Origin of the sequence: Nocardioides thalensis (assembly GCF_013410655.1) — a bacterium.
In the GTDB taxonomy this organism is placed as follows: Bacteria; Actinomycetota; Actinomycetes; order Propionibacteriales; family Nocardioidaceae; genus Nocardioides; species Nocardioides thalensis.
This window is the reverse complement of record NZ_JACCFP010000001.1, coordinates 727,128-746,469: the sequence shown is the minus strand read 5'-3', so window position 1 is coordinate 746,469 and position 19,342 is coordinate 727,128. Positions and strand designations below refer to the sequence as shown.

The 19,342-nt window shown below is 70.5% G+C and carries 16 protein-coding genes; 6 read left to right on the top strand and 10 right to left on the bottom strand.

Annotation, left to right across the window (positions count from 1 at the left end):
• Positions 1-2: 2 nt before the first annotated feature.
• From hrpA to HNR19_RS23400, 3 genes are read right to left on the bottom strand one after another with little or no spacing between them, the layout of a single operon-like run.
• The gene (gene hrpA, locus HNR19_RS03680; protein WP_218910434.1) at positions 3-3,962 is read right to left on the bottom strand and encodes an ATP-dependent RNA helicase HrpA; all 3,960 of its coding nucleotides are present in this window, start codon (positions 3,960-3,962) and stop codon (positions 3-5) included.
• Between the two features lie 3 nt (positions 3,963-3,965).
• The gene (locus HNR19_RS03675; RefSeq protein ID WP_179666674.1) at positions 3,966-5,444 is read right to left on the bottom strand and encodes an Ig-like domain-containing protein; all 1,479 of its coding nucleotides are present in this window, start codon (positions 5,442-5,444) and stop codon (positions 3,966-3,968) included.
• A gap of 47 nt (positions 5,445-5,491) precedes the next feature.
• Positions 5,492-7,339: a FlgD immunoglobulin-like domain containing protein gene (locus tag HNR19_RS23400; RefSeq protein ID WP_179666673.1), complete on the bottom strand. Its 1,848-nt coding sequence runs from the start codon at positions 7,337-7,339 to the stop codon at positions 5,492-5,494.
• Between the two features lie 140 nt (positions 7,340-7,479).
• Here HNR19_RS23400 and rocD point away from each other — a divergent pair, with 140 nt between their 5' ends.
• Both rocD and HNR19_RS03660 read left to right on the top strand, forming a co-directional pair.
• Positions 7,480-8,715, top strand: coding sequence for an ornithine--oxo-acid transaminase (gene rocD, locus HNR19_RS03665; protein WP_179666672.1), 1,236 nt, complete (start codon positions 7,480-7,482; stop codon positions 8,713-8,715).
• A gap of 90 nt (positions 8,716-8,805) precedes the next feature.
• Positions 8,806-9,018 carry a hypothetical protein gene (locus HNR19_RS03660; protein WP_218910138.1) on the top strand — a complete coding sequence of 71 codons (213 nt, stop codon included), beginning with the start codon at positions 8,806-8,808 and terminating at the stop codon, positions 9,016-9,018.
• Positions 9,019-9,021: 3 nt separating this feature from the next.
• On the opposite strand, the gene HNR19_RS03655 is transcribed toward HNR19_RS03660, so the two are convergent.
• From HNR19_RS03655 to HNR19_RS03645, 3 genes are all read right to left on the bottom strand, one after another.
• A complete protein-coding gene (locus HNR19_RS03655) occupies positions 9,022-9,840 on the bottom strand; it encodes a hypothetical protein (protein ID WP_179666670.1) in 819 nt (272 codons plus the stop codon).
• Positions 9,837-10,394, bottom strand: coding sequence for a sigma-70 family RNA polymerase sigma factor (locus tag HNR19_RS03650; protein ID WP_179666669.1), 558 nt, complete (start codon positions 10,392-10,394; stop codon positions 9,837-9,839). The genes HNR19_RS03655 and HNR19_RS03650 overlap by 4 nt, the downstream gene beginning before the upstream one ends.
• 82 nt (positions 10,395-10,476) lie before the next feature.
• Positions 10,477-11,079: a TetR/AcrR family transcriptional regulator gene (locus tag HNR19_RS03645; protein ID WP_179666668.1), complete on the bottom strand. Its 603-nt coding sequence runs from the start codon at positions 11,077-11,079 to the stop codon at positions 10,477-10,479.
• A 40-nt stretch (positions 11,080-11,119) separates the two neighbouring features.
• Here HNR19_RS03645 and HNR19_RS03640 point away from each other — a divergent pair, with 40 nt between their 5' ends.
• On the top strand, positions 11,120-12,631 hold the full coding sequence (locus HNR19_RS03640; protein WP_179666667.1) for a flavin-containing monooxygenase: 1,512 nt from the start codon (positions 11,120-11,122) through the stop codon (positions 12,629-12,631).
• The gene (locus tag HNR19_RS03635; RefSeq protein ID WP_179666666.1) at positions 12,628-13,464 is read left to right on the top strand and encodes an SDR family NAD(P)-dependent oxidoreductase; all 837 of its coding nucleotides are present in this window, start codon (positions 12,628-12,630) and stop codon (positions 13,462-13,464) included. The genes HNR19_RS03640 and HNR19_RS03635 overlap by 4 nt, the downstream gene beginning before the upstream one ends.
• Before the next feature lies 1 nt (position 13,465).
• On the opposite strand, the gene HNR19_RS03630 is transcribed toward HNR19_RS03635, so the two are convergent.
• Positions 13,466-14,857 carry a threonine/serine exporter family protein gene (locus tag HNR19_RS03630; protein WP_179666665.1) on the bottom strand — a complete coding sequence of 464 codons (1,392 nt, stop codon included), beginning with the start codon at positions 14,855-14,857 and terminating at the stop codon, positions 13,466-13,468.
• A 38-nt stretch (positions 14,858-14,895) separates the two neighbouring features.
• On the opposite strand from HNR19_RS03630, the gene HNR19_RS03625 reads away from it, so the two are divergent.
• Entirely contained in the window at positions 14,896-15,414 is a 519-nt protein-coding gene (locus tag HNR19_RS03625) for a DUF402 domain-containing protein (RefSeq protein ID WP_179666664.1), read from the top strand.
• Here HNR19_RS03625 and HNR19_RS03620 read toward each other — a convergent pair.
• Genes HNR19_RS03620 through HNR19_RS03610 form a run of 3 tightly spaced genes read right to left on the bottom strand, consistent with a single transcriptional unit; the run spans position 15,401 to position 18,065 of the window.
• Positions 15,401-15,757, bottom strand: a complete 357-nt coding sequence (locus HNR19_RS03620) for a hypothetical protein (protein ID WP_179666663.1) — start codon at positions 15,755-15,757, stop codon at positions 15,401-15,403. The genes HNR19_RS03625 and HNR19_RS03620 overlap by 14 nt on opposite strands.
• Entirely contained in the window at positions 15,754-16,971 is a 1,218-nt protein-coding gene (locus HNR19_RS03615) for a fatty acid desaturase family protein (RefSeq protein WP_179666662.1), read from the bottom strand. The genes HNR19_RS03620 and HNR19_RS03615 overlap by 4 nt, the downstream gene beginning before the upstream one ends.
• 11 nt (positions 16,972-16,982) lie before the next feature.
• Positions 16,983-18,065 (bottom strand): ferredoxin reductase, encoded by a 1,083-nt coding sequence (locus tag HNR19_RS03610; RefSeq protein WP_179666661.1) that lies wholly within the window; start codon positions 18,063-18,065, stop codon positions 16,983-16,985.
• Between the two features lie 104 nt (positions 18,066-18,169).
• On the opposite strand from HNR19_RS03610, the gene HNR19_RS03605 reads away from it, so the two are divergent.
• Positions 18,170-19,264 carry an FUSC family protein gene (locus tag HNR19_RS03605; protein ID WP_343047032.1) on the top strand — a complete coding sequence of 365 codons (1,095 nt, stop codon included), beginning with the start codon at positions 18,170-18,172 and terminating at the stop codon, positions 19,262-19,264.
• Positions 19,265-19,342: the final 78 nt, after the last annotated feature.

Sequence of the window (19,342 nt, the reverse complement as noted above, 5' to 3'; positions counted from 1 at the left end):
GTTCAGCGGAGCTGGTCGAACGCCTTCAGGATCCGCACGTCGCTGACCTTGCCGTCGGTCCCGAGCTCCGGCGCCCACAGCGAGACCCGGAACTCCTCGAGCATCCACCGCACCTGCCGGAGCCCGGCCGACGGCGGGCGGCCGGCGGGCAGCGCGGCGATCCGCTGCAGGTAGGCCTCCTGGAGCGGCTGCACCCGGTCGAGGCGCTGCTGGTCCCGCGGTACGGCGGAGCCGCCCTCGTCGAGCTGGGTACGGCGGCGCCGCATCGCGTCGAGGTAGACCGGGTAGCGGCGCAGCCTCTGCGCCCCCGCCTCCCCGACGAAGCCGTCGTGCACGAGCCGCCCGAGCTGGCCCTGGAGGTCGGTGAGCGCGGGCAGCAGCCGCATGTCGGCCCGGCCACCGAGCACCTTGTCGGTCGCACGCCAGGCGTCGAGCGCCCGCAGCAGGTCACCGAGCGTGGCGCGCACCGCGGCGGGCGCGTCGGCCCGCACGCGCGCGAGCAGCGCGTCGTACTCCTTCTCGGTGCGGACCGGTCCCGCCGCGTCGAGCGCGTCCATCACGACGGCGCGCAGGCAGTCGGCGACGAGCGCGTCGACGGAGGCGTACGGCGTGCCGGCGAGCCCGAGCTTCTCCTGCATCGAGAGGCCCTCCACGACACCCTTGAGGGGCGCCGACCCGAGCGCGATCAGCAAGAGGCGCGCGACGCCGAGCCGGTGCCGCGCGTCGCGCTCGTCCGCCGACCCGAAGACACCGAGCCCGACTGTCGCGCCCTCGTCGTCGAGACCGGGGTAGGCCGCGACCTCGTGGCCTGCGCGGGTCCAGGTGCCGGTCTCGGCGATGTCGCCGAACACCCACGCCGTCTCGCCGGTGCGCGCGAGCCCGCTGTCCGTGGCGACCTCCGCCATGGCCTGCTCGAACCGCGGCCGCAGCGGCGCCTTCAGCGCGTCCAGGTCCTTGCCACGGCCCTGCTCCTTGCCGTGGTCGTCGACGACGCGGTAGGTCGGCCGCAGGTGCGGCGGCAGGGCGTCGATGCCCCACGCATCGCGCGGCACGTGCACCCCCGTCGTCGAGCGCAGGTAGCGCTCGAGCGCGTCGAGGAGCGGCTCCTCCCCCGGCGGCACGTTGGCGAGGAACTCGCGCGCCGTGTTGGGCGCCGGCACGAAGTTGACCCGCAGCTGCTTGGGCAGGCTGCGCAGCAGCTCGGTGACCAGCTCCTCGCGCAGGCCCGGTACCAGCCAGGAGAAGTCGTCGTCCTCGACCCGGTTGAGCGTGCCGACCGGGATGTCGATGGTGATCCCGTCATCGACCGCGCCGGGCTCGAAGTGGTAGCCGATGCTGAACGTCAGGCCCTCGTCGGCGCTGCCGCCGACCCGCCAGCGCTCCGGATAGTCGGCCTCGGTCACCTCGGCCGCGCGGTCGTGCGTCAGCATCGCCGGGTCGAACGTCAGCAGCTCGGGGTCGTCGCGCCGGGCCTGCTTCCACCACTGGTCGAAGTGCGCGCCGCTGACGACGTCCCGCCCGACCCGGTCGTCGTAGAACTCGAACAGCGTGTGCTCGTCGACCACCAGGTCGCGCCGCCGCGCGCGGTGCTCGAGCTCCTCGGCCTGCTCCAGCAACTTGCGGTTGCGGTGGAAGAAGTCGTGGCGGGTCGACCACTCGCCGTACACCAGCGCGTGCCGGATGAAGATCTCGCGCGACAGCTCGCGGTCGACCTTCCCGTAGGAGACGACCCGGTCGGCGACGAGCGGTACGCCGTACAGCGTCACCCGCTCGTGCGCCTGCACCTGCTGACGCTTCCGCGACCAGTGCGGCTCGCTGTAGGTCCGCTTCACGAGGTGGGCGCCGATGCGCTCGGCCCACTCCGGCTTGATCTCGGCGTTCTGCCGCGCCCACAGCCGGCCGGTCTCCACCAGTTCGGCGGCCATCAGGAACTGCGGGTTCTTCCGCGCCAGGCCGCTGCCGGGGAAGATCGCGAACTTCGCTCCGCGGGCGCCGAGGTACTCCCGCGGCCCCGGCCTGCGGTCGCGGCCCTTCGCCCCGGGCTTGCCACCGGTGGTTGAGCCTGTCGAAACCCGCTCCTCCAGAGCGCCGATGTGGCTCAGGAGACCGGACAACAGCGCCTGGTGGATCCCGTCCGCGTCAGGGTCGCCGCGACCCTTCTCGATCCGGATCCCGACCTCCTTGCACACCTGCCGCACCTGTGCCTCGAGCTCCTGCCACTCCCGGACGCGCAGGTAGTGGAGGTACTCGCGCTTGCACATCCGGCGGAACGCGCTGCCCGACAGGTCGCGCTGCTGCTCGCGCAGGTAGCGCCACAGGTTGAGCCAGGTGAGGAAGTCCGACCCCTCGGCCTTGAACCGGGCGTGCGCCTGGTCGGCCTTGGCCTGCTCGGCCGGCTGGTCGGCGCCGGGCCGCTCGCGCGGGTCCTGCACCGAGAGCGCGGAGACGATGACGAGCACGTCGCGCACGCACCCGAGGCGCTCGGCCTCGATCAGCATCCGCCCCAGCCGCGGGTCGACCGGCAGCCGCGCGAGCCGTTGCCCGACCTTCGTCAGCCGCCGAGTTGTACCTCGTGGTTCGCCGAATCGGCCGCCATGGTCCTTCGAGTTGGCCGCGATAGCTCCGAGCTCCTCGAGCAGCTGCTCGCCGGCCTGCACGTTGCGCCGATCGGGCGGCTCGACGAACGGGAACCGGCCGATGTCGCCGAGCCCGAGGGAGGTCATCTGGAGGATGACGGAGGCGAGGTTGGTGCGCAGGATCTCCGGGTCGGTGAACTCCGGCCGCGACTCGAAGTCCTCCTCGGAGTAGAGGCGGATCGCGATGCCGGCCGCGACGCGCCCGCACCGACCGGAGCGCTGGCTCGCGGACGCCTGGCTGATCGGCTCGATGGGGAGGCGCTGCACCTTCGTGCGGGCGGAGTAGCGCGAGATGCGCGCGACGCCCGTGTCGACGACGTACCTGATCCCCGGCACGGTCAGCGACGTCTCGGCCACGTTGGTCGCGAGCACGACCCGGCGGCGCGAGTTCTTCGCCGGCGCGAAGACCCGGTGCTGCTCGGCCGCGGACAGGCGCGAGTAGAGAGGCAGTACGTCGACTCCGCGCGGGTTGCGCTCGTCGGCGGCGAGCGGCGCCAGCGCCTCTGCGGTGTCGCGGATCTCTCGCTCGCCCGGCAGGAAGACGAGTACGTCGCCCGCGCCCTCGGCGGAGAGCTCCTTGACCGCGTCGACGATCGCCTCGGTCTGGTCCCGGACGATCGGCTCGCCCTCCTCGTCGGCCTCCGGCAGCTCGACGAGCGGGCGGTAGCGGACCTCGACCGGGTAGGTGCGGCCCGAGACCTCGATGATCGGCGCGGGCTTGCCGTCGCCGTCGGAGAAGTGCTCGGCGAACCGCTCCGGATCGATCGTCGCGGACGTGATGACGAGCTTGAGGTCGGGCCGCTTCGGCAGCAGCTGCTTGAGGTAGCCGAGCAGGAAGTCGATGTTGAGGCTGCGCTCGTGCGCCTCGTCGATGATGATCGTGTCGTAGCGGCGCAGCATCCGGTCGCGCTGGAGCTCCGCAAGCAGGATGCCGTCGGTCATCAGCTTCACGCGGCTGGCCTTCGACGTACGGTCGGTGAACCGCACCTGGTAGCCGACGGTCTCCCCCAGCTCGGTCTCGAGCTCCTCAGCGATCCGCTCCGCCACCGCCCGCGCGGCGATCCGCCGCGGCTGCGTGTGCCCGATCATCCGCGGCCGGCCCTTGTCGTCGGGCGTCCCGCGGCCCAGCTCCAGGCAGATCTTCGGCAACTGCGTGGTCTTCCCGGACCCGGTCTCGCCGGCGACGATCACGACCTGGTGGTCACGGATCGCCTTCGCGATGTCGTCGCGGCGGGCGCTGACCGGGAGGTCGGGCGGGTAGGTGATGTTCACAGCCCGCCCATTGTCCCCGGCGGGGGTGAGCGCCGACCAATCGTTATCGGGCAGCGGTCACTCGAGGACGTGGTAGGTCGATTCGACGATAAACTTCCGGATGTCGTACCTCGCCCGGCCCTCGACCATGGCCGTCCACTCGAAGATGGCGCCCTCGCGGGGGAACCCACCGCCCCAGCGCCAGGCGCCGCGGTACGTGCCGTACTCACTCCCTGCCCGGAAGTCGTCTCCCTCGTGGGAGACACGAAGGCCCGACCGCGGCCGGGTCCGCGCTGCGGCGCCGACGACGGAAAGGCGGAGAAGACCGCGCTCGTCGTAGAACGAGTCGGGGAGCGCGACCCGATGGAACACCGTGACTTGGCTCCACCGGCCGTCGGGGCACGCCATCGTATCGAGACCCATCGAGCCCGGCCACGCCGCGCGCGCTGGCCGTCGCAACCGGCCACAGTTCTCGACTTCGCGCCGCACGATCGTGTCTGCCGGGGCGAAACTGCGACGCCACACCTTCTCGACGACTCGGGCATCGTCGATGGTGATCTGCGAGGTCGCAACCGCCTGGTTGCCTGCGAGATCGCGAACGACGGCCTCGATCGTGTACACGCCGGCCGGCACGACCACCCAGTCGGACGTGACGCCCCTCCACTCGTCGCCAGCGGTGAACAGCGCGTCGACGACCTCACCTGTTGCGTCACGCACCGTGGCGTCCACGATCCGCAGCTCTTCGTGCGACGACACGGGGACGAGCCGGATCGAGTCGAGATAGCTGTCCATGGCGGGGAAGAAGGTGTCCCCCGCTACCCAGTTGTCTCCCTCCTTCACCTGGGTGGTGAGGTCCGCATGGATCGACTCGTCCCACGTGAAGGTGCGAGGGCCCAGCTCGCCCACCAGCTCGCCGAACGACGGGTGATCAATGCGCGCAGAGAGGGCCAGCTGGTACGAATGTCCATCCTCGAGAGCAGGCTGGCTTCCGATTGCTGGGAGGTCGAAGTAGTAGTCCTTCATCAGGTCTTCGTGGGTCGCCTCGGCCACAACCACCGCCCCGTCCCGGATCTCCCAATGGACGTCGGCAGTAGTGCGCGGAAAGAGAATGGGATCGGTGGCCAAGAACGACAGCTGTGACGAGGGACCCAGTCTCGAGCGGGCATCCATTCGCAGATCCAGCTTGTTCCAGACAGAGACGACCGTGGCCGACACCAGCTGACAAGAGTTGGCGTCGACGACCTCGGTCGGACACCAGTACGCGTAGAGCTCGACGTGGTCGTTCACCATGGAGCCGGGGAAGTCGACCAGATGATCGCCGGGGGCGGGCACCCGCTCCGGGTACTCCCCGTTGAGCTGCAGGAACATCGCACCTGAGTCCCACTGCATGTTGACGATGTACTCGGTCGTGTCGGGGTTGAACGCGGTGATCTCCGGCCAGGTGACGGTGACCTCGCCCTCCGCAGACGCCGGTGGGGCGACGTACGCGAGCACGCCGAGGACGAGGCTCGCGAGCGCCACGGCGATCGGGGCCAGGCGAGTCAGGCGAATCTTCACGGGCGTGCTCCTGTCACAGACGTCATAACGGCGGGCCGAGCGGGCGGTCACTCCAGGACGTCGTACTCGACCTCGATGACGAAGCGGCGGACGTCGTACCGGCTTCCCTGACGAGCCCGGATTCCCCAGGTGAGGTATCGACCGTCCCTTCCTTCGAACGTTCGCGGACGAATTGGCGTCCAATGGCCGACATGGGGCCCGGTGTTGCCGTCGATACCTCTCACGTAGGTCACTTGGTCCGGATCGCCTTCGGCGTAGTGCTCCAGAAGCAACTGGGACCGCTTCTCGAGTCGCGACTTCCCGCCGACGACCGTGATTCGCGAGTTCCCGTAAGTGCCCGTGAACGAGTCCGGCAGCTTCACGCGGTGTCTCGTGCCGATGGAGTACAACGCGTCGGCGCGGCAGGCCTCCGGCGTGTAGTAGCCAACGGACTCTGGCCACTCGGCACGCGCGGGCCGCACCAGGCGGCCGCAGCCGACGCGGTCGCGCGCGAACCGCGACTCATCGACGCCGACCGGGATGCGCAAGGTCTTCTGTACGATCGCCCGGTCCGAGACGCGGACGACCCGCTCGTGGGTCGAGACGTTGCCCACCGCGTCCGTTATCGAGACCTCGGCGACGTATTCACCCTCCGGCACGGTCGCGCCCGCATCGTCTCGCCCGTCCCACGCGATCCGCAGGCCGTCCGGAAGACGCGTCGCCTCCCCATCGAAGACCACCGCACCTCGGACGTCACGGATCACTACGTCCATCGCCACACTCTCGGTGGATCTCGAGCTGCGGAACTCGAACGTGTCGAGATATCCATCCGTGGCGGGAAAGAACTCGTCGACTCCCTCAACGAACGCACAACACGCGCCAGTTGTCGGTATGGAGAGGTTCTGTGAGTCCCAGCGGATCGGCACGGTGTCCAATCCGGTGAGTCGGCCGAATGCTTCGGTGTCTGCCGCTACGGATACCTGGACCTCGTACTCGCGGCCGTCCACGAGCTGAGGCAGGGCTCCGAGGGCCGGAAGAGGCTCCCCACGGTGGAAGGTGCTCGAGCCGTCGGCTACGACCTCGCCCTGATCGAGCACCTGCCAAGTCGCCTCGATCGGATCATCGATCGGGGTCGCGACTTGGACGGGGAACGACTTGGTCGGGCCCCATGCCTTCACCGCCGTCACGCCGAAGTCGATGTCCAACGCGCGCCACACGCCGATGTTGAGCCGCTGTCCGAGCGTGGTGCAGTACTCGGACTCGAACACCGCCCCTGGGCACCAGGCGATCGCGAGGTCCCACGTGTCGCCGGCTCCTTCCACCGGAAGGTCGACGGCATAAGGCCCTGGCACGTGGATCTCGTCGTACCGCCCGAAATCTCCGTGGCCCCCGTACCTGTGGAACAGGAATAGTGACCCACGGCCGTCCCATTCGATCTTCGGCACGTAGGAGCCCGTGTCGGGATTGAAGCCAGTGATCTCGGGCCAGTCGACCGAGACCACGCTCGGCTCGATCGGGCCGGTAGGCGACCTCGCGACGTCGAGCAGGGGCGAGTCAGCGACCTTCACGCATTGGTGATTCAAGCCCGCGGCGGTACAGAGGAAGACCGAGAGCTTCAGCCACCCGCTCTGGTCGTGGACCGGGAAGTCGATGACCCTTGGACCCGGCGACGTGATCTCGTCCAAGAACGTTCGATGCTCACCGTGGCTCTGTAGCCACAGCGTCCCAGTGCCATCCCACTGCACGTCGATGACGTAGTCAGTGGTGTCCGGGTTAAACGCGGTGATCTCCGGCCAGGTGACGGTCACCTCGCCCTCCGCCGAGGCCGGCGGGGCGAGGGCGGCGAGGCCACTGAGGACGAGGCTGAAGAAGGTGGCGACGAGCACCAAGGCGCGCGTCGTCGTACGGCTGTTCACGGGTGGGAGCTCCTGTCGCCGAGCCAGACAACGGAAACGTAAAGGAAAGTCCGCGCCGTCGATGTACGAATGGGCCAAGCCGTGCGTTACCGTGGTTGCCAGATTGTCAGACAATCCCGGAGACGGAACGAGGAGGCGACATGAGCACGACGGCCGACGGCCTGGGCACGACCCCGAGCATGGGCACGCCCGACGAGGTGGCGCGCGCGGAGGCGCGCACGGCGCACAACTACCACCCGCTGCCGGTCGTGGTCGCCCACGCCGAGGGGGCGTGGATGACCGACATCGAGGGTCGCCGCTACCTCGACCTGCTCGCCGGCTACTCCGCGCTCAACTTCGGCCACAGCCACCCGCGGCTGATCGGTGCCGCGAAGGCCCAGCTCGACCAGCTCACGCTGACCAGCCGCGCGTTCATCCACGACAAGTTCGCGGACTTCTGCGCCGGGCTCGGCGACCTGTGCGGGAAGGAGCTGGTGCTCCCGATGAACACCGGCGCCGAGGCCGTCGAGACCGCCATCAAGGTCAGCCGCAAGTGGGGCTACGACGTCAAGGGCGTCGGCGCCGACCGCGCCCGCATCGTCGTCGCGGCCGGCAACTTCCACGGCCGCACGACCACCATCGTGGGCTTCTCCGACGACCCCGACGCGCGTGACGGCTTCGGCCCGTTCGCGCCCGGCTTCGACACGGTGCCGTACGGCGACGCCGTGGCCCTCGAGGCCGCGATCACCCCCGACACGGTGGCCGTGCTCGTCGAGCCGATCCAGGGCGAGGGCGGCGTGCTGATCCCGCCGGCCGGCTACCTGCGCGCCGTGCGCGAGATCTGCACCCGCAACAACGTCCTCTTCGTCGCCGACGAGATCCAGGCGGGCCTGGGCCGCACCGGCCGCACGTTCGCCTGCGACCACGAGGAGGTCGTGCCCGACCTCTACGTCCTCGGCAAGGCGCTCGGCGGCGGCATCGTCCCGGTGTCCGCGGTCGTGGGCAACAAGGACGTGCTCGGGGTGCTCAAGCCGGGCCAGCACGGCTCGACGTTCGGCGGCAACCCGCTCGCCTGCGCCGTCGGCTCCGAGGTCGTCGCGATGCTCGCGACCGGCGAGTTCCAGACCCGCGGCGCCGAGCTGGAGCTGGTGCTCCGCGAACGCCTCGAGGCACTGATCGGCAAGGGCGTCGTCGCCACCCGGGTCCGCGGTCTGTGGGCCGGCGTCGACATCGACCCCGCCCTCGGCACCGGTCGCGAGGTCTGCGAGGGGCTGATGGCGCGCGGCGTGCTCGCCAAGGACACGCACGGCTCCACGATCCGGCTCGCTCCCCCGCTGGTGATCTCGGCCGACGACCTCAACTGGGGTCTCGACCAGCTCGCCGCGGTGCTCGCCTGACCCCGCACGGGATGTGCCCCGGGTGACCGGGGTACCTCCCGGACAGCCGGTCGAGTCGGGCGCTCGGCCGGCGTCCAGGAGGTGGACGTCATGGCGAGAGGCGGCGGGATCATCGGCGCACTCGTGGTCATCTGGCTGCTGATCGGGGTGCTCGCCGCGTTCCAGCGGGACTACTTCAGCGACAACCGAGAGGTGTCGTGCAAGACGTTCGGCGACACGGCACTGACGATCGTCGCGGGACCGCTCAACTACTTCGGGGTGAACCCGAAGGTCGAGTGCAAGACTCCGCAGCCCTCGAAGTAGTCGTCAGGGCAGCTTCAGGGCGGGGTCCGCGGCGGTCTCGACCAGCTCGGCCACGCCGAACGGGAACGCGTCGATCGGCTCGAGCGAGTTGTTGCCGAACAACAGGTTGGCGTCGATCGCGACGGTGAGCCCGTCGTCGCGGACCACCTGCACGGCGAAGCCCCCGTCGTATTGCACCTGCTCGGCCGAGGCGATGCCGGCGACGTCGACAGGCAGCCGTCGCCATCCGCCGTGGGCCATGTGCACCTGCGTCAGGTCGCCGCCCGTGGAGACCTCGACCTGCACCATGCCCAGGCCGCTCGCGCCGGGCGTCGCCCAGCCGACCTTCGTGCCGAGAGCCGTCAGGCTGCAGGCGGACCCGGAGCTCTGCACGTTGCTCGCCTTGCGCTCGAGGTGCTCGCCCCTCGGGTCGAGATGGGCGGCGAGGACGTCGCGGAAGCCCTGCACCACCGGCAGCTGCTCCCGGTAGTCCGCCATCTGCTGCCGCATCGACTGCCCCATCATCCGCCGCGCGCTGCCGGGCGCCTCGCTCTCGCAGGCCTCCTCGGTCGGCGCGGACGTGGTCGGGGCGGCCTGCGTCTCGGACGCGACGGTCTCGCCGACGGACCCCGAGCCGGATCCGGCGGGCTCCGCCTCGCCCGGGCCGGAGCCGCGCAGCGCGGTGACGCCGTACGCCGCTCCGCCGACCACCGCCACGACAGCCGCGGCTGCGACGGGGGCGATCCACCGCCGCCCCCGGTCGTCGCTCGTGATCGCCTCCATCAGCTCGGCGCGCCGCCGCGCCCGCGCGCTGTCGCTCAGTCGTCCCTCGGGGATCGTCATGACTCGCTCCTGTCCGTCTCCATGAGTTGTGCGAGCCGCGCCCGGGAGCGCGAGAGCCTGCTGCGGACGGTGCCGACAGGGATGTCGAGTGCGACCGAGACCTGCTGGTAGCTCAGCCCCTCCCACGCGACGAGCGTCAGGATCTGCCGGTCGCGGTGGGACAGCCCGGCGGCCGCGTCGAGCAGCGTCGCCATCCGGCGCTCGTCGTCGACCCTCTCGGCGACGTCGTCGGCGTGGTCGGCCTCGTCCAGCGCCACCGCGCGCAGGCGTCCGCGCAGGGCGCCCTGGCGGCGCGCGGAGCGCAGGTGGTTGCGGCACACGTTGGCCGCGACGCCGTACAGCCACGGCAGCAGGTCGCCGTCGTGGGCCGCGGCCCGCGCCCGGATCCGCCACACCTCGAGGAACGTGGTCGCCATCGCGTCCTCGGCGACCACCCACGACGCGGTGCGCCGGAAGCAGAAGGTGTAGACGCGGTCGGCGTAGCGGTCGAAGACCTCGCCCATCGCCTCGCGGTCGCCCGCGCGCAGCCGTGCGGCCAGGTCCGGGTCGGTCACCTCCGCCGCCTCGTCGGTCCCGAGCTCACTCGCCGTCACACCCCTTCATGTCCGGCGCCGGCGGTCGGGTTCCCTCCCAGCGTCAGAGAATCTCGATCATCGCAGGGAGCGAGCCGGCGAGGACGCGCAGCAGCTCGTCGCGGCTCATGACCGTCGGGTCGGCGCACCACGTCAACGTGAGCTCCTCCGCCATCGCCTGCCAGGCGCGCACCAGCGTCCGGTTGGCCGGGGTGTCGGGGAGCAGCTCGCCCGCGGGGTCCTCGGCGAAGAAGCGCTCGGCGAGCGCCGCGAACGTCGTGTCGTAGATCGCGCGCAGCGCCTCGTTGCCGCCCGCGGCGGCCCGCACCAACGAGCTGTAGCCCGCCCGGTTGGCCGCGACGTAGTCGACGTACGCCGCCATCGACGCGAGGAGCCGCTCCAGCTGGTCGCCCTCGGCGGGCGGCTCCGTCTGCGCGTAGAGGTCGTCGGCCGCGCGCTGCACGACCGCCTCGTAGAAGCCCTGCTTGCCGCCGAAGTAGTGGTAGAGCAGGCCACGCGAGATCCCCGCGGCCTCGGCGAGCCGGTCGATCGACAGCTCCTCGAGCGAGCGGGTCGCGAGCATCTGGACGCCCAGGTCGAGCAGCTGCTCCCGGCGCTGCTCGGGGGTCAGCCGGATGCGCGGCGTGGTCACGGTCACGTCACCCATTCTATTGACACATATTCAATAGCCGCAATACCGTCGTGCCATGGCCAAGAAGACCACCACCGGGCGCCCCGTCGAGGTCGACCACCTGATCATCGGCGCGGGCTTCGCCGGCCTCTGCGCGGCGATCAAGCTGCAGGAGGCGGGCGAGCGCGACTTCGTCGTCGTCGAGAAGGACACCGAGGTCGGCGGCACCTGGCACGCCAACACCTACCCGGGCGCGGCGTGCGACGTGCCGAGCCACCTCTACTCGTTCTCGTTCGCGCTCAACCCGGACTGGACCTCGCACTACTCCCCCCAGCCGGAGATCAAGGCCTACATCGACAAGGTCGCCGCCCGGTCCGGCGTGCTCGACCGGGTCGTGCTCGACACCGCCGTCCTCGACGCGACCTGGGACGACGCCGCCCAGCGGTGGCAGGTGCAGACCACCAACGGCACGTACGCCGCCCGCACCGTCGTCGCCGGCGCCGGCGGGCTGTCGGAGCCGCGGATGCCCGACATCGACGGCATCGACTCCTTCCAGGGCGAGATCTTCCACTCGGCCCGCTGGAACCACGACGTCGACCTGACCGGCAAGCGGGTGGCGGTCATCGGCACCGGCGCGTCCGCGATCCAGATCGTGCCCGAGCTCCAGAAGATCGTCGGCCACCTCGACGTCTACCAGCGCACGCCCAACTGGATCATCCCGCGCAACGAGCACAAGTACACCGACTGGCAGAAGACGCTGTTCCGCCGGGTGCCGCTCGCCCAGCGTGCCTACCGGGCCTTCATCTACGCGACCCTCGAGTCCCGCGCGCCCGCGTTCACCCGCTTCCCGAACCTGATGAAGGTCGTCGAGGGCCAGGTGAAGGGCAGCATCGCCAAGGCGATCAAGGACCCCGAGCTCCGGGCGAAGGTCACGCCCGACTACCGCGCCGGCTGCAAGCGGATCCTCATCTCCAACGCGTGGTATCCCGCGCTCGCCCAGGACAACGTCGACCTCGTCACCGAGCCCATCAGCAAGGTCACCGCCGACGCGGTCGTCACCGCTGACGGCACCGAGCGGCCGATCGACGTACTCGTCGTGGCGACCGGTTTCTACGTCACCGAGCCGCCGATCGCCCAGCACATCACCGGCCGCGACGGCCGCACGCTGGCCGAGGTCTGGGACGAGGCCGGGATGGCCGCCTACAAGGGCACGACCATCCACGGCTTCCCCAACCTGTTCCAGGTCGTCGGCCCCAACACGGCCCTCGGCCACTCCTCGATGATCTTCATCATCGAGTCCCAGATCCGCTACGTCGTCGAGGCGGTCAAGGCGATGCGCCGTGACGGCCTCGCGACCGTCGAGCCGACGGCCGAGGCGCAGGCCGAGTGGACCCAGCGGATGCGGGAGCGGATGGAGCCGACCGTCTGGCAGACCGGCGGCTGCGCCTCGTGGTACCTCGACAAGTTCGGCCACAACACCACGCTGTGGCCGGGCCAAACGTTCATGTTCCGCCAGCACCTGTCCCGTTTCGACGCCGACCGATACGACGTCACGCCGCTCACCACGAAGGAGCCCGTTTCCGCATGAAGACCCTCAAGGACAAGGTCGTCGTCATCACCGGTGCCGGGTCCGGCATCGGCCGCGCACTGGCCGTCGAGTGCGCCAACCGCGGCTCGCTCCTCGCCCTCGCCGACATCGACGAGGCCGGCCTCGCCGAGACCGTCGAGCTCGTGAAGCAGACGGGCGCAGAGGTCCGCTCCGACCGGCTCGATGTCGCCGACAGGGCGGCCTTCACGGCGTACGCCGCGGCGGTCGCCGAGCAGTTCGGCCGCGTCAACGTGGTGATCAACAACGCGGGGGTGGCGCTCGCGGGCGACGTCGCCGACCTGTCCTACGAGGACATGGAGTGGATCGTCGGCATCAACTTCTGGGGCGTCGTCCACGGCACCAAGGAGTTCCTGCCGCACCTGATCGAGTCGGGCGACGGCCACGTCGTCAACCTCTCCTCGCTGTTCGGCCTGGTGTCGATGCCTGGCCAGAGCGCCTACAACGCGACCAAGTACGCCGTCCGCGGGTTCACCGAGGCGCTGCGCGAGGAGATGATCATCGCCGGCCACAAGGTCGGGGTCACCTCCGTGCACCCCGGCGGCATCAAGACCGCCATCGCCCGCAACGCGCGCGTCTCCGACAAGGAGGACAAGCGCGCGACCGCCGAGCTCTTCGACAAGAAGCTCGCGCGGATGACGCCGGAGAAGGCCGCGCAGATCATCGTCCGCGGCATCCTCAAGAACCAGGCCCGGGTGCTCGTCGGCATCGACGCCCACGTGCTGCACCACTTCGCCAAGGTCACCGGCTCGCGCTACCAGGACGTCGTCGCGCTGGTGTCCAAGAACGTGCTGCCGGGCAAGAAGGTCGTCTGAGCTAGTCGCCTGATGCCGGGCGGTCCGACGTACGGCGGCGCCGCCACCCGTCGCGCACCTTGGTGCGGGTGACGCCGACCAGGCGCGGGCCGGCGAGCCGGTTCTCGACCCGGCGGGCCTCCCGCTTGACGGGCTGGGCGACGTACTCGCCGAGGATCACGCCGGCAGCGAGAGCGATCGCAACCGAGATCGCGGTGACGAGGGCGAAGAGGCCGGCGCCGACGGCCGGGTTGTCCTCCGCGCTCAGCAGCGAGAGGCCTCGGTAGATCGAGAGTCCCGGCAGCAGCGGCACGATGGCGGGCACCACGACGACCAGCGGGGGCACCCGGAGCCGCCCGGAGACCGTGTAGCTCACCAGGCCGACCGCGAACGCCGCCGCGCCCGTCGACCAGGGGCGGCCGAAGTCCTGTTGGGCGACGACCTCGGTCACCACGAGCGCGACCGCCGCCAGCAGCCCGATCGGGACCAGCGTGCGCAGGGGTGCGTACGACGCGAATGCGAACGCCGCGGCGCCGACGCCGGCACCGACCGCGGCGACGCTGACCCCGACGAGGTCGGTCCGGGCCGGTTCGAGTGCCGGCAGCTCGAAGCCGACGGTCGCGGCCAGGCTCAGGCCGCCGGTGACGCCGGCGATGATCCCGGCCGTCGCGAGGATCGCCTCGAGCAGGCGCGCCACCCCGGTGACGTAGAAGCCGGACAACGCGTCCTGGATGGCTCCCATGAAGCCGATCCCGGCGAGCAGCATGATGATGTTCGCGCTGACCACGAGAGAGGCGTCGAGGTGCACCACCGGCTCGGCGACCCGGGTCCCCACGGCCGCTAGGACCGTCGCGATGGCACCACCGGCGATCTGCTGGTAGAAGAACGGCACCCGCCTCTTGGTCATCGCGTGCTGCGAACGGTCGATGGCGACCGCCGCGACGAACGCGACCGCGATCACCGCCGCCGTACCACCCAGCTGGAGGCCGATGCCGGCGCACATCACGCCCCAGCCAACGGTCGCCGCCCACCGGTGCCGGGCATGCCCCGAGGACACGATCCGCGCGATCCGCGCCCGGGCATCGGTCAGCTCGACCCGGCCGGCGACCACGTCGCGCACCAGGTGGTCGACCCGGGTCAGGTCCTCGTAGTCGATCTCGCGCTGGTTCACCGAGCGGATCTGGAGGACCGGCGGGTCGTCCGGCAGCGTCTGCACACTCATCGCCAGCGAAGTGAACGTGACGTCGACCTGGGGATTGCGCACGCCGAGCGACTGGGCCACCGCGCGCATCGTCGCCGTCACGTCCGCCGCACCGGCTCCCGAGGAGAGCAGCACCTCGCCCACGCGCAGGCAGAAGTCCAGGGTCTGCGCGAGCTGGCGCGCATCGGGCGCGTCGGGACGGGAATCCGGCATGGAGCCGATGTTTCCAGACTTCTGGTAGACAGCGGCGGGTGGAATCCGGTGCTGCGATCCGTGTCGAGATGACCAAGTGGGGCGACCGTCCGCACTGGGAGTACGACGGCGTCTACCTGGGTAGCGACGAACACGGCGAGTGGCTCGGATTCCCCGTCGGCACGCACTATCGACGCCCCGGACTGGACTTCGTCGCGACGTTCGACGGGGTGACCCTCGTGCCCGCCGGCGGGGCAGCGCACCTGGCGGCGTTCAACGACGAGCGTGCCAAGGCCGCGGTCTATGTGGACATGACCACACCGGCCGCGTGGGAGGGCCACGTGCTGCGCTCGGTCGACCTCGACCTCGACGTCGTGAAGCTGCAGGACGGCACCGTCTACCTCGACGACGAGGACGAGTTCGCCGAGCACCGCGTCGCCTACGGCTATCCCGACGACGTGGTCGCGATGGCGGAGGCATCGGCCGCGTCCGTCCTCGCCGCCGTCACCCAGGGCGCGGCGCCGTACGACGGCAGCGCGGAGCGCTGGCTCGGGGAGCTCGCGCTCAGGCGTCGCTGAGGAGCGAGTTCGGCTGGAACGTCGGCCGTCGGTCGACGTCCTCCCGCTGCGGCCGCACGAACTCGAAACCCGCCGTCGCGACCGCCTCCCAGGACGGGTCGGAGCCCGGCGCGCGGAGCAGGTCGTCGGCGCAGCCGGCGTGGAGCGGCGGCACGTGGAAGGCGTTGCGCGCCCGCTCCTCCGGGGTGCCGACGAACACCAGCGGCCGGCCGAGCGGGTCGGCGCACACCGCACAGATGCGGCTCAGCGCGCACTGGGTGACCTTCCTCGGGACCAGTGCCCCGAGGTCGTCGCCGTCGGCCTCCCAGGCGAACGGGCCGGTCATGCCCAGCGGCGTCCTCACGCGCGGGCCTCCGAGTGCGAGCGGGACCACCCTCCGAGCTCAGTACGGCGCGAGGGCCGCTCGTCGTCCCCGCGCCGCTTGCGGTCGCGCGACGGCGACGGCGGCTCGGGCTGGTCGGTGTCGGTCCAGGAGTTCGGAAGCGACAGCTTGAGGATCGTGCGCAGCGCCTGGCCGTACTGCTTGTAGAGCGGCCCGGTCGTGTACGGGATGTCGTACTTCTCGCAGAGCTGCCGCACCCGCACCGAGATCTCGGCGTACCGGTTGCTCGGCAGGTCCGGGAACAGGTGGTGCTCGATCTGGAAGCCGAGGTTGCCGGACAGGATGTGCAGCAGCGGCCCGCCCTTGAAGTTGGCGGCGCCGAGGATCTGGCGGAGGTACCACTCCGAGCGGCTCTCGTCCTCGATCTCCTCCTCGGTGAAGTGGAGCGCTCCGTCGGGGAAGTGACCGCAGAAGATGATCACGTAGGCCCACAGGTTGCGGATGATGTTGGACGACGCGTTGGCGGCGAGCACCGTCTTCCACTGCTTGCCGGCGAGCGCGGGATAGACGACGTAGTCCTTCAGGATCTGGTTGCGGCCCTTGCGGAAGATCTGCTTGAGCTGCCGCTTCATCTCCTTGGGGTCCTTCTCGCCCTTGCGGATCCGCTCGATGTCGAGGTCGTGGAGGGCGACGCCCCACTCGAAGAGGGTGGCGAGCAGGCTGTTGTAGATCGGCTGGCCGAGGTTGTACGGCGTCCACTTCTGCTCGCGGGCCAGCCGCATGATCCCGTAGCCGATGTCGTTGTCGTAGCCCAGCACGTTGGTGAACTGGTGGTGGATGTAGTTGTGCGAGTGCTTCCACTGCTCGGCCGGCTGCGCGGTGTCCCACTCCCAGTTGGAGGAGTGGATCTCGGGATCGTTCATCCAGTCCCACTGGCCGTGCATCACGTTGTGGCCGATCTCCATGTTCTCGAGGATCTTGTGGAGCGCCAGGAACGCGACGCCGAGCCCGATCGCGGGCTTGCGGGTCTGCTTGAACTGCGTGCCGGTGAGCAGCGTGATCCGTCCGGCCGCGGCCAGCCCGCGCTGGATCTTGATGAGCCGGTTGATGTACGCCGCGTCGCTCGCGCCGCGCGACTCCTCGATGTCGGCGCGGATCTGGTCGAGCTCGCGGCCGATCTGGTCCACCTCCTCCTCGGTGAGGTGCACGTACTCCTTCACGTCCGAGATCGCCATTTCTGCTCCAATCAGATGTCGAGCGTGCAGTCGCCCACGGCGGCGGTCACGCAGGTCTGTACGGGTTCGTTGGTGCCGTCGTACTCGTCGCCGTTGCGCAGGTCGCGCACCTTGCCCTCGACGAGCGTGAGGGTGCAGGTGTGGCAGATGCCCATCCGGCAGCCGTACGGCATGCCGACGCCGGCCTGCTCCCCCGCCTCGAGCACGGTCGTCGCGCCGTCGGCGTCGATCGACTTGCCCGAGGTGCGGAACGTGATCGTGCCGCCCTCGCCCCCCTCGCCGCCGAGCTCGAGGGAGAACCGCTCGAGGTGCAGGTGCTCCTCGAGCCCCTGCTGCTCGTAGTGATCGGTGATCGCGTCCAGCATCGGGGCGGGCCCGCACGCGTAGGTCTCGCGCTCCCGCCAGTCCGGGCAGACCCGGTCGAGACCGTCCGGCGCCGCGAGGTCGAGCATCCCGTCGATGTCGGTGTGCAGCCGGTGGATCGTGAGCCGCTCGTGCTTCGCCTCGAGGTGGTCGAGCTCGTCGCGGAAGATCATCCGCTCCTCGGTCGGCGAGGAGTAGTGCATGACGACGTCGGGCATCGTGCCGCGCCGGTCGAGCGTGCGCAGCATCGCCATGACCGGCGTGACCCCGCTGCCTCCGACGAGGAACAGCATCCGCTGGGGCGGCGGGTCAGGCAGGACGAAGTCGCCCTCCGGAAGGGCCAACCGGACGATCGTGCCCGGCTCCACGCCGTTGACGAGGTGACTGGAGAGCAGCCCCTCCGGCATCGCCCGCACGGTGATCGCGATCGTGCCGCGGCTCCGCTTCGGCGGTGAGCTGACCGAGTAGGAGCGCCACTGGAACCGGCCCTCGACCTGCACCCCGATGCCGACGTACTGCCCCGGCCGGTGGTCGTAGCGCCAGCCCCAGCCGGGCCGGATCACCAGCGTCGCGGCGTCCTCGGTCTCCGGGATCACCTGCTCGATGCGCCCGCGCAGCTCGCGCGCGCTCCACAGCGGGTTGAGCAGGCGCAGGTAGTCGTCGGGGTGCAGCGGCGTGGTGAGCTTGGAGGCGGACCGCCGCACCCGTTCCCACGGGATCGTGCTAGCCATGCGGTCCAGAGAACAACCGTGCACCGAACAGTTCAAGACGTATGTCGGCCGCGGGGTGGGGTACGACGCCCGCTCGTCGTGCACGGCCGTGGGAGCATGTGCCCGTGGAGGCGCCGCTCGACCGGATGTGGGAGCGGAGCAGGCTGTCGGTCCGCCAGCGGGTGGAGCGGTGGCGCAGCAAGCTGTTCGCCGTCGTGCAGTGCGCCGTGGCCGCAGGCGTGGCCTGGTGGGTCGCCGCCGACCTGCTCGACCACGACACCCCGTTCTTCGCGCCGATCGCGGCCGTGGTGTGCCTCGGCACGTCGTACGGCCAGCGGATGCGGCGGGTCGTCGAGGTCACCCTGGGCGTCGCGATCGGGGTGCTCGTCGCCGACGCGCTGGTCGTCTGGCTCGGTCAGGGCGCGTGGCAGCTGTCCCTGATCGTGGCGCTCGCGATGTCAACCGCCCTGCTGCTCGACGCCGGGGTGCTGTTCGTGACCCAGGCGGCAGTGCAGTCGATCATCGTCGCCACCCTGCTCCCGGGGCCGGGCGCTGCCTTCACCCGCTGGACCGACGCGCTGATCGGCGGCGCGGTCGCCCTCGTGGCCGCGGCGATCGTGCCGGCGGCCCCGCTGCGGCGGCCGCGTGAGCAGGCCGCCGCGGTGGCCCGCAAGATCGCCGAGCTGCTGCGCGCCGCCAGCCACGTGATGCTCGACGGCGACACCGACGTCGCCCTGGACCTGCTCGCCGACGCGCGGGCGACCGACCGGATGATCCGCGAGCTCCAGGGCGCCGCGTCGGAGGGGATGTCGGTCGTGACGTCGTCACCGTTCCGGGCCCGGCACCGTGAGCCGCTGCGCCGGATGGCCGAGCTGGTCGACCCGCTCGACCGATCCTTGCGCAGCACCCGCGTGCTGGTGCGGCAGACGGCTGTCGCGGCGTACCGCCGCCGCGAAGTGCCGACGGCGTACGCCGACCTCGCCGCCGACCTGGCGCTCGCCGTGGAGGGCATCGCCGACGAGCTCGCGGCCAACCGCCAGCCGGTCGCCGCGCGCGACCACGTGCTCGAGGTCGGTCAGGCCACCGGCCTCGTCGAGCGCTCCTCGGAGCTCCAGGGCGACGCGATCCTGGCCCAGCTGCGCTCGATCGTCGTCGACCTGCTGCTGGTGACCGGGATGGGCCAGCTCGAGGCGACCGACGCGCTGCCTCCTCCCCGGTAGGGGCCGAGTCGGCGCGTGATCACGGGCCGACTCGGCGGCTCGCAGGCGTGAAGACCAGCCGACTGGGCGAGTGTGGAA

What these genes read in the sequence shown, in the direction of transcription:
- HNR19_RS03610 (WP_179666661.1), bottom strand. Translation starts at nt 18,065, where the DNA reads ATGGCTAGCACGATCCCGTGGGAACGGGTGCGGCGGTCCGCCTCCAAG.
- HNR19_RS03660 (WP_218910138.1), top strand. Translation starts at nt 8,806, where the DNA reads ATGGCGAGAGGCGGCGGGATCATCGGCGCACTCGTGGTCATCTGGCTG.
- HNR19_RS03635 (WP_179666666.1), top strand. Translation starts at nt 12,628, where the DNA reads ATGAAGACCCTCAAGGACAAGGTCGTCGTCATCACCGGTGCCGGGTCC.
- HNR19_RS03640 (WP_179666667.1), top strand. Translation starts at nt 11,120, where the DNA reads ATGGCCAAGAAGACCACCACCGGGCGCCCCGTCGAGGTCGACCACCTG.
- HNR19_RS03615 (WP_179666662.1), bottom strand. Translation starts at nt 16,971, where the DNA reads ATGGCGATCTCGGACGTGAAGGAGTACGTGCACCTCACCGAGGAGGAG.
- rocD (WP_179666672.1), top strand. Translation starts at nt 7,480, where the DNA reads ATGAGCACGACGGCCGACGGCCTGGGCACGACCCCGAGCATGGGCACG.
- HNR19_RS03645 (WP_179666668.1), bottom strand. Translation starts at nt 11,079, where the DNA reads ATGGGTGACGTGACCGTGACCACGCCGCGCATCCGGCTGACCCCCGAG.
- HNR19_RS03655 (WP_179666670.1), bottom strand. Translation starts at nt 9,840, where the DNA reads ATGACGATCCCCGAGGGACGACTGAGCGACAGCGCGCGGGCGCGGCGG.
- HNR19_RS03630 (WP_179666665.1), bottom strand. Translation starts at nt 14,857, where the DNA reads ATGCCGGATTCCCGTCCCGACGCGCCCGATGCGCGCCAGCTCGCGCAG.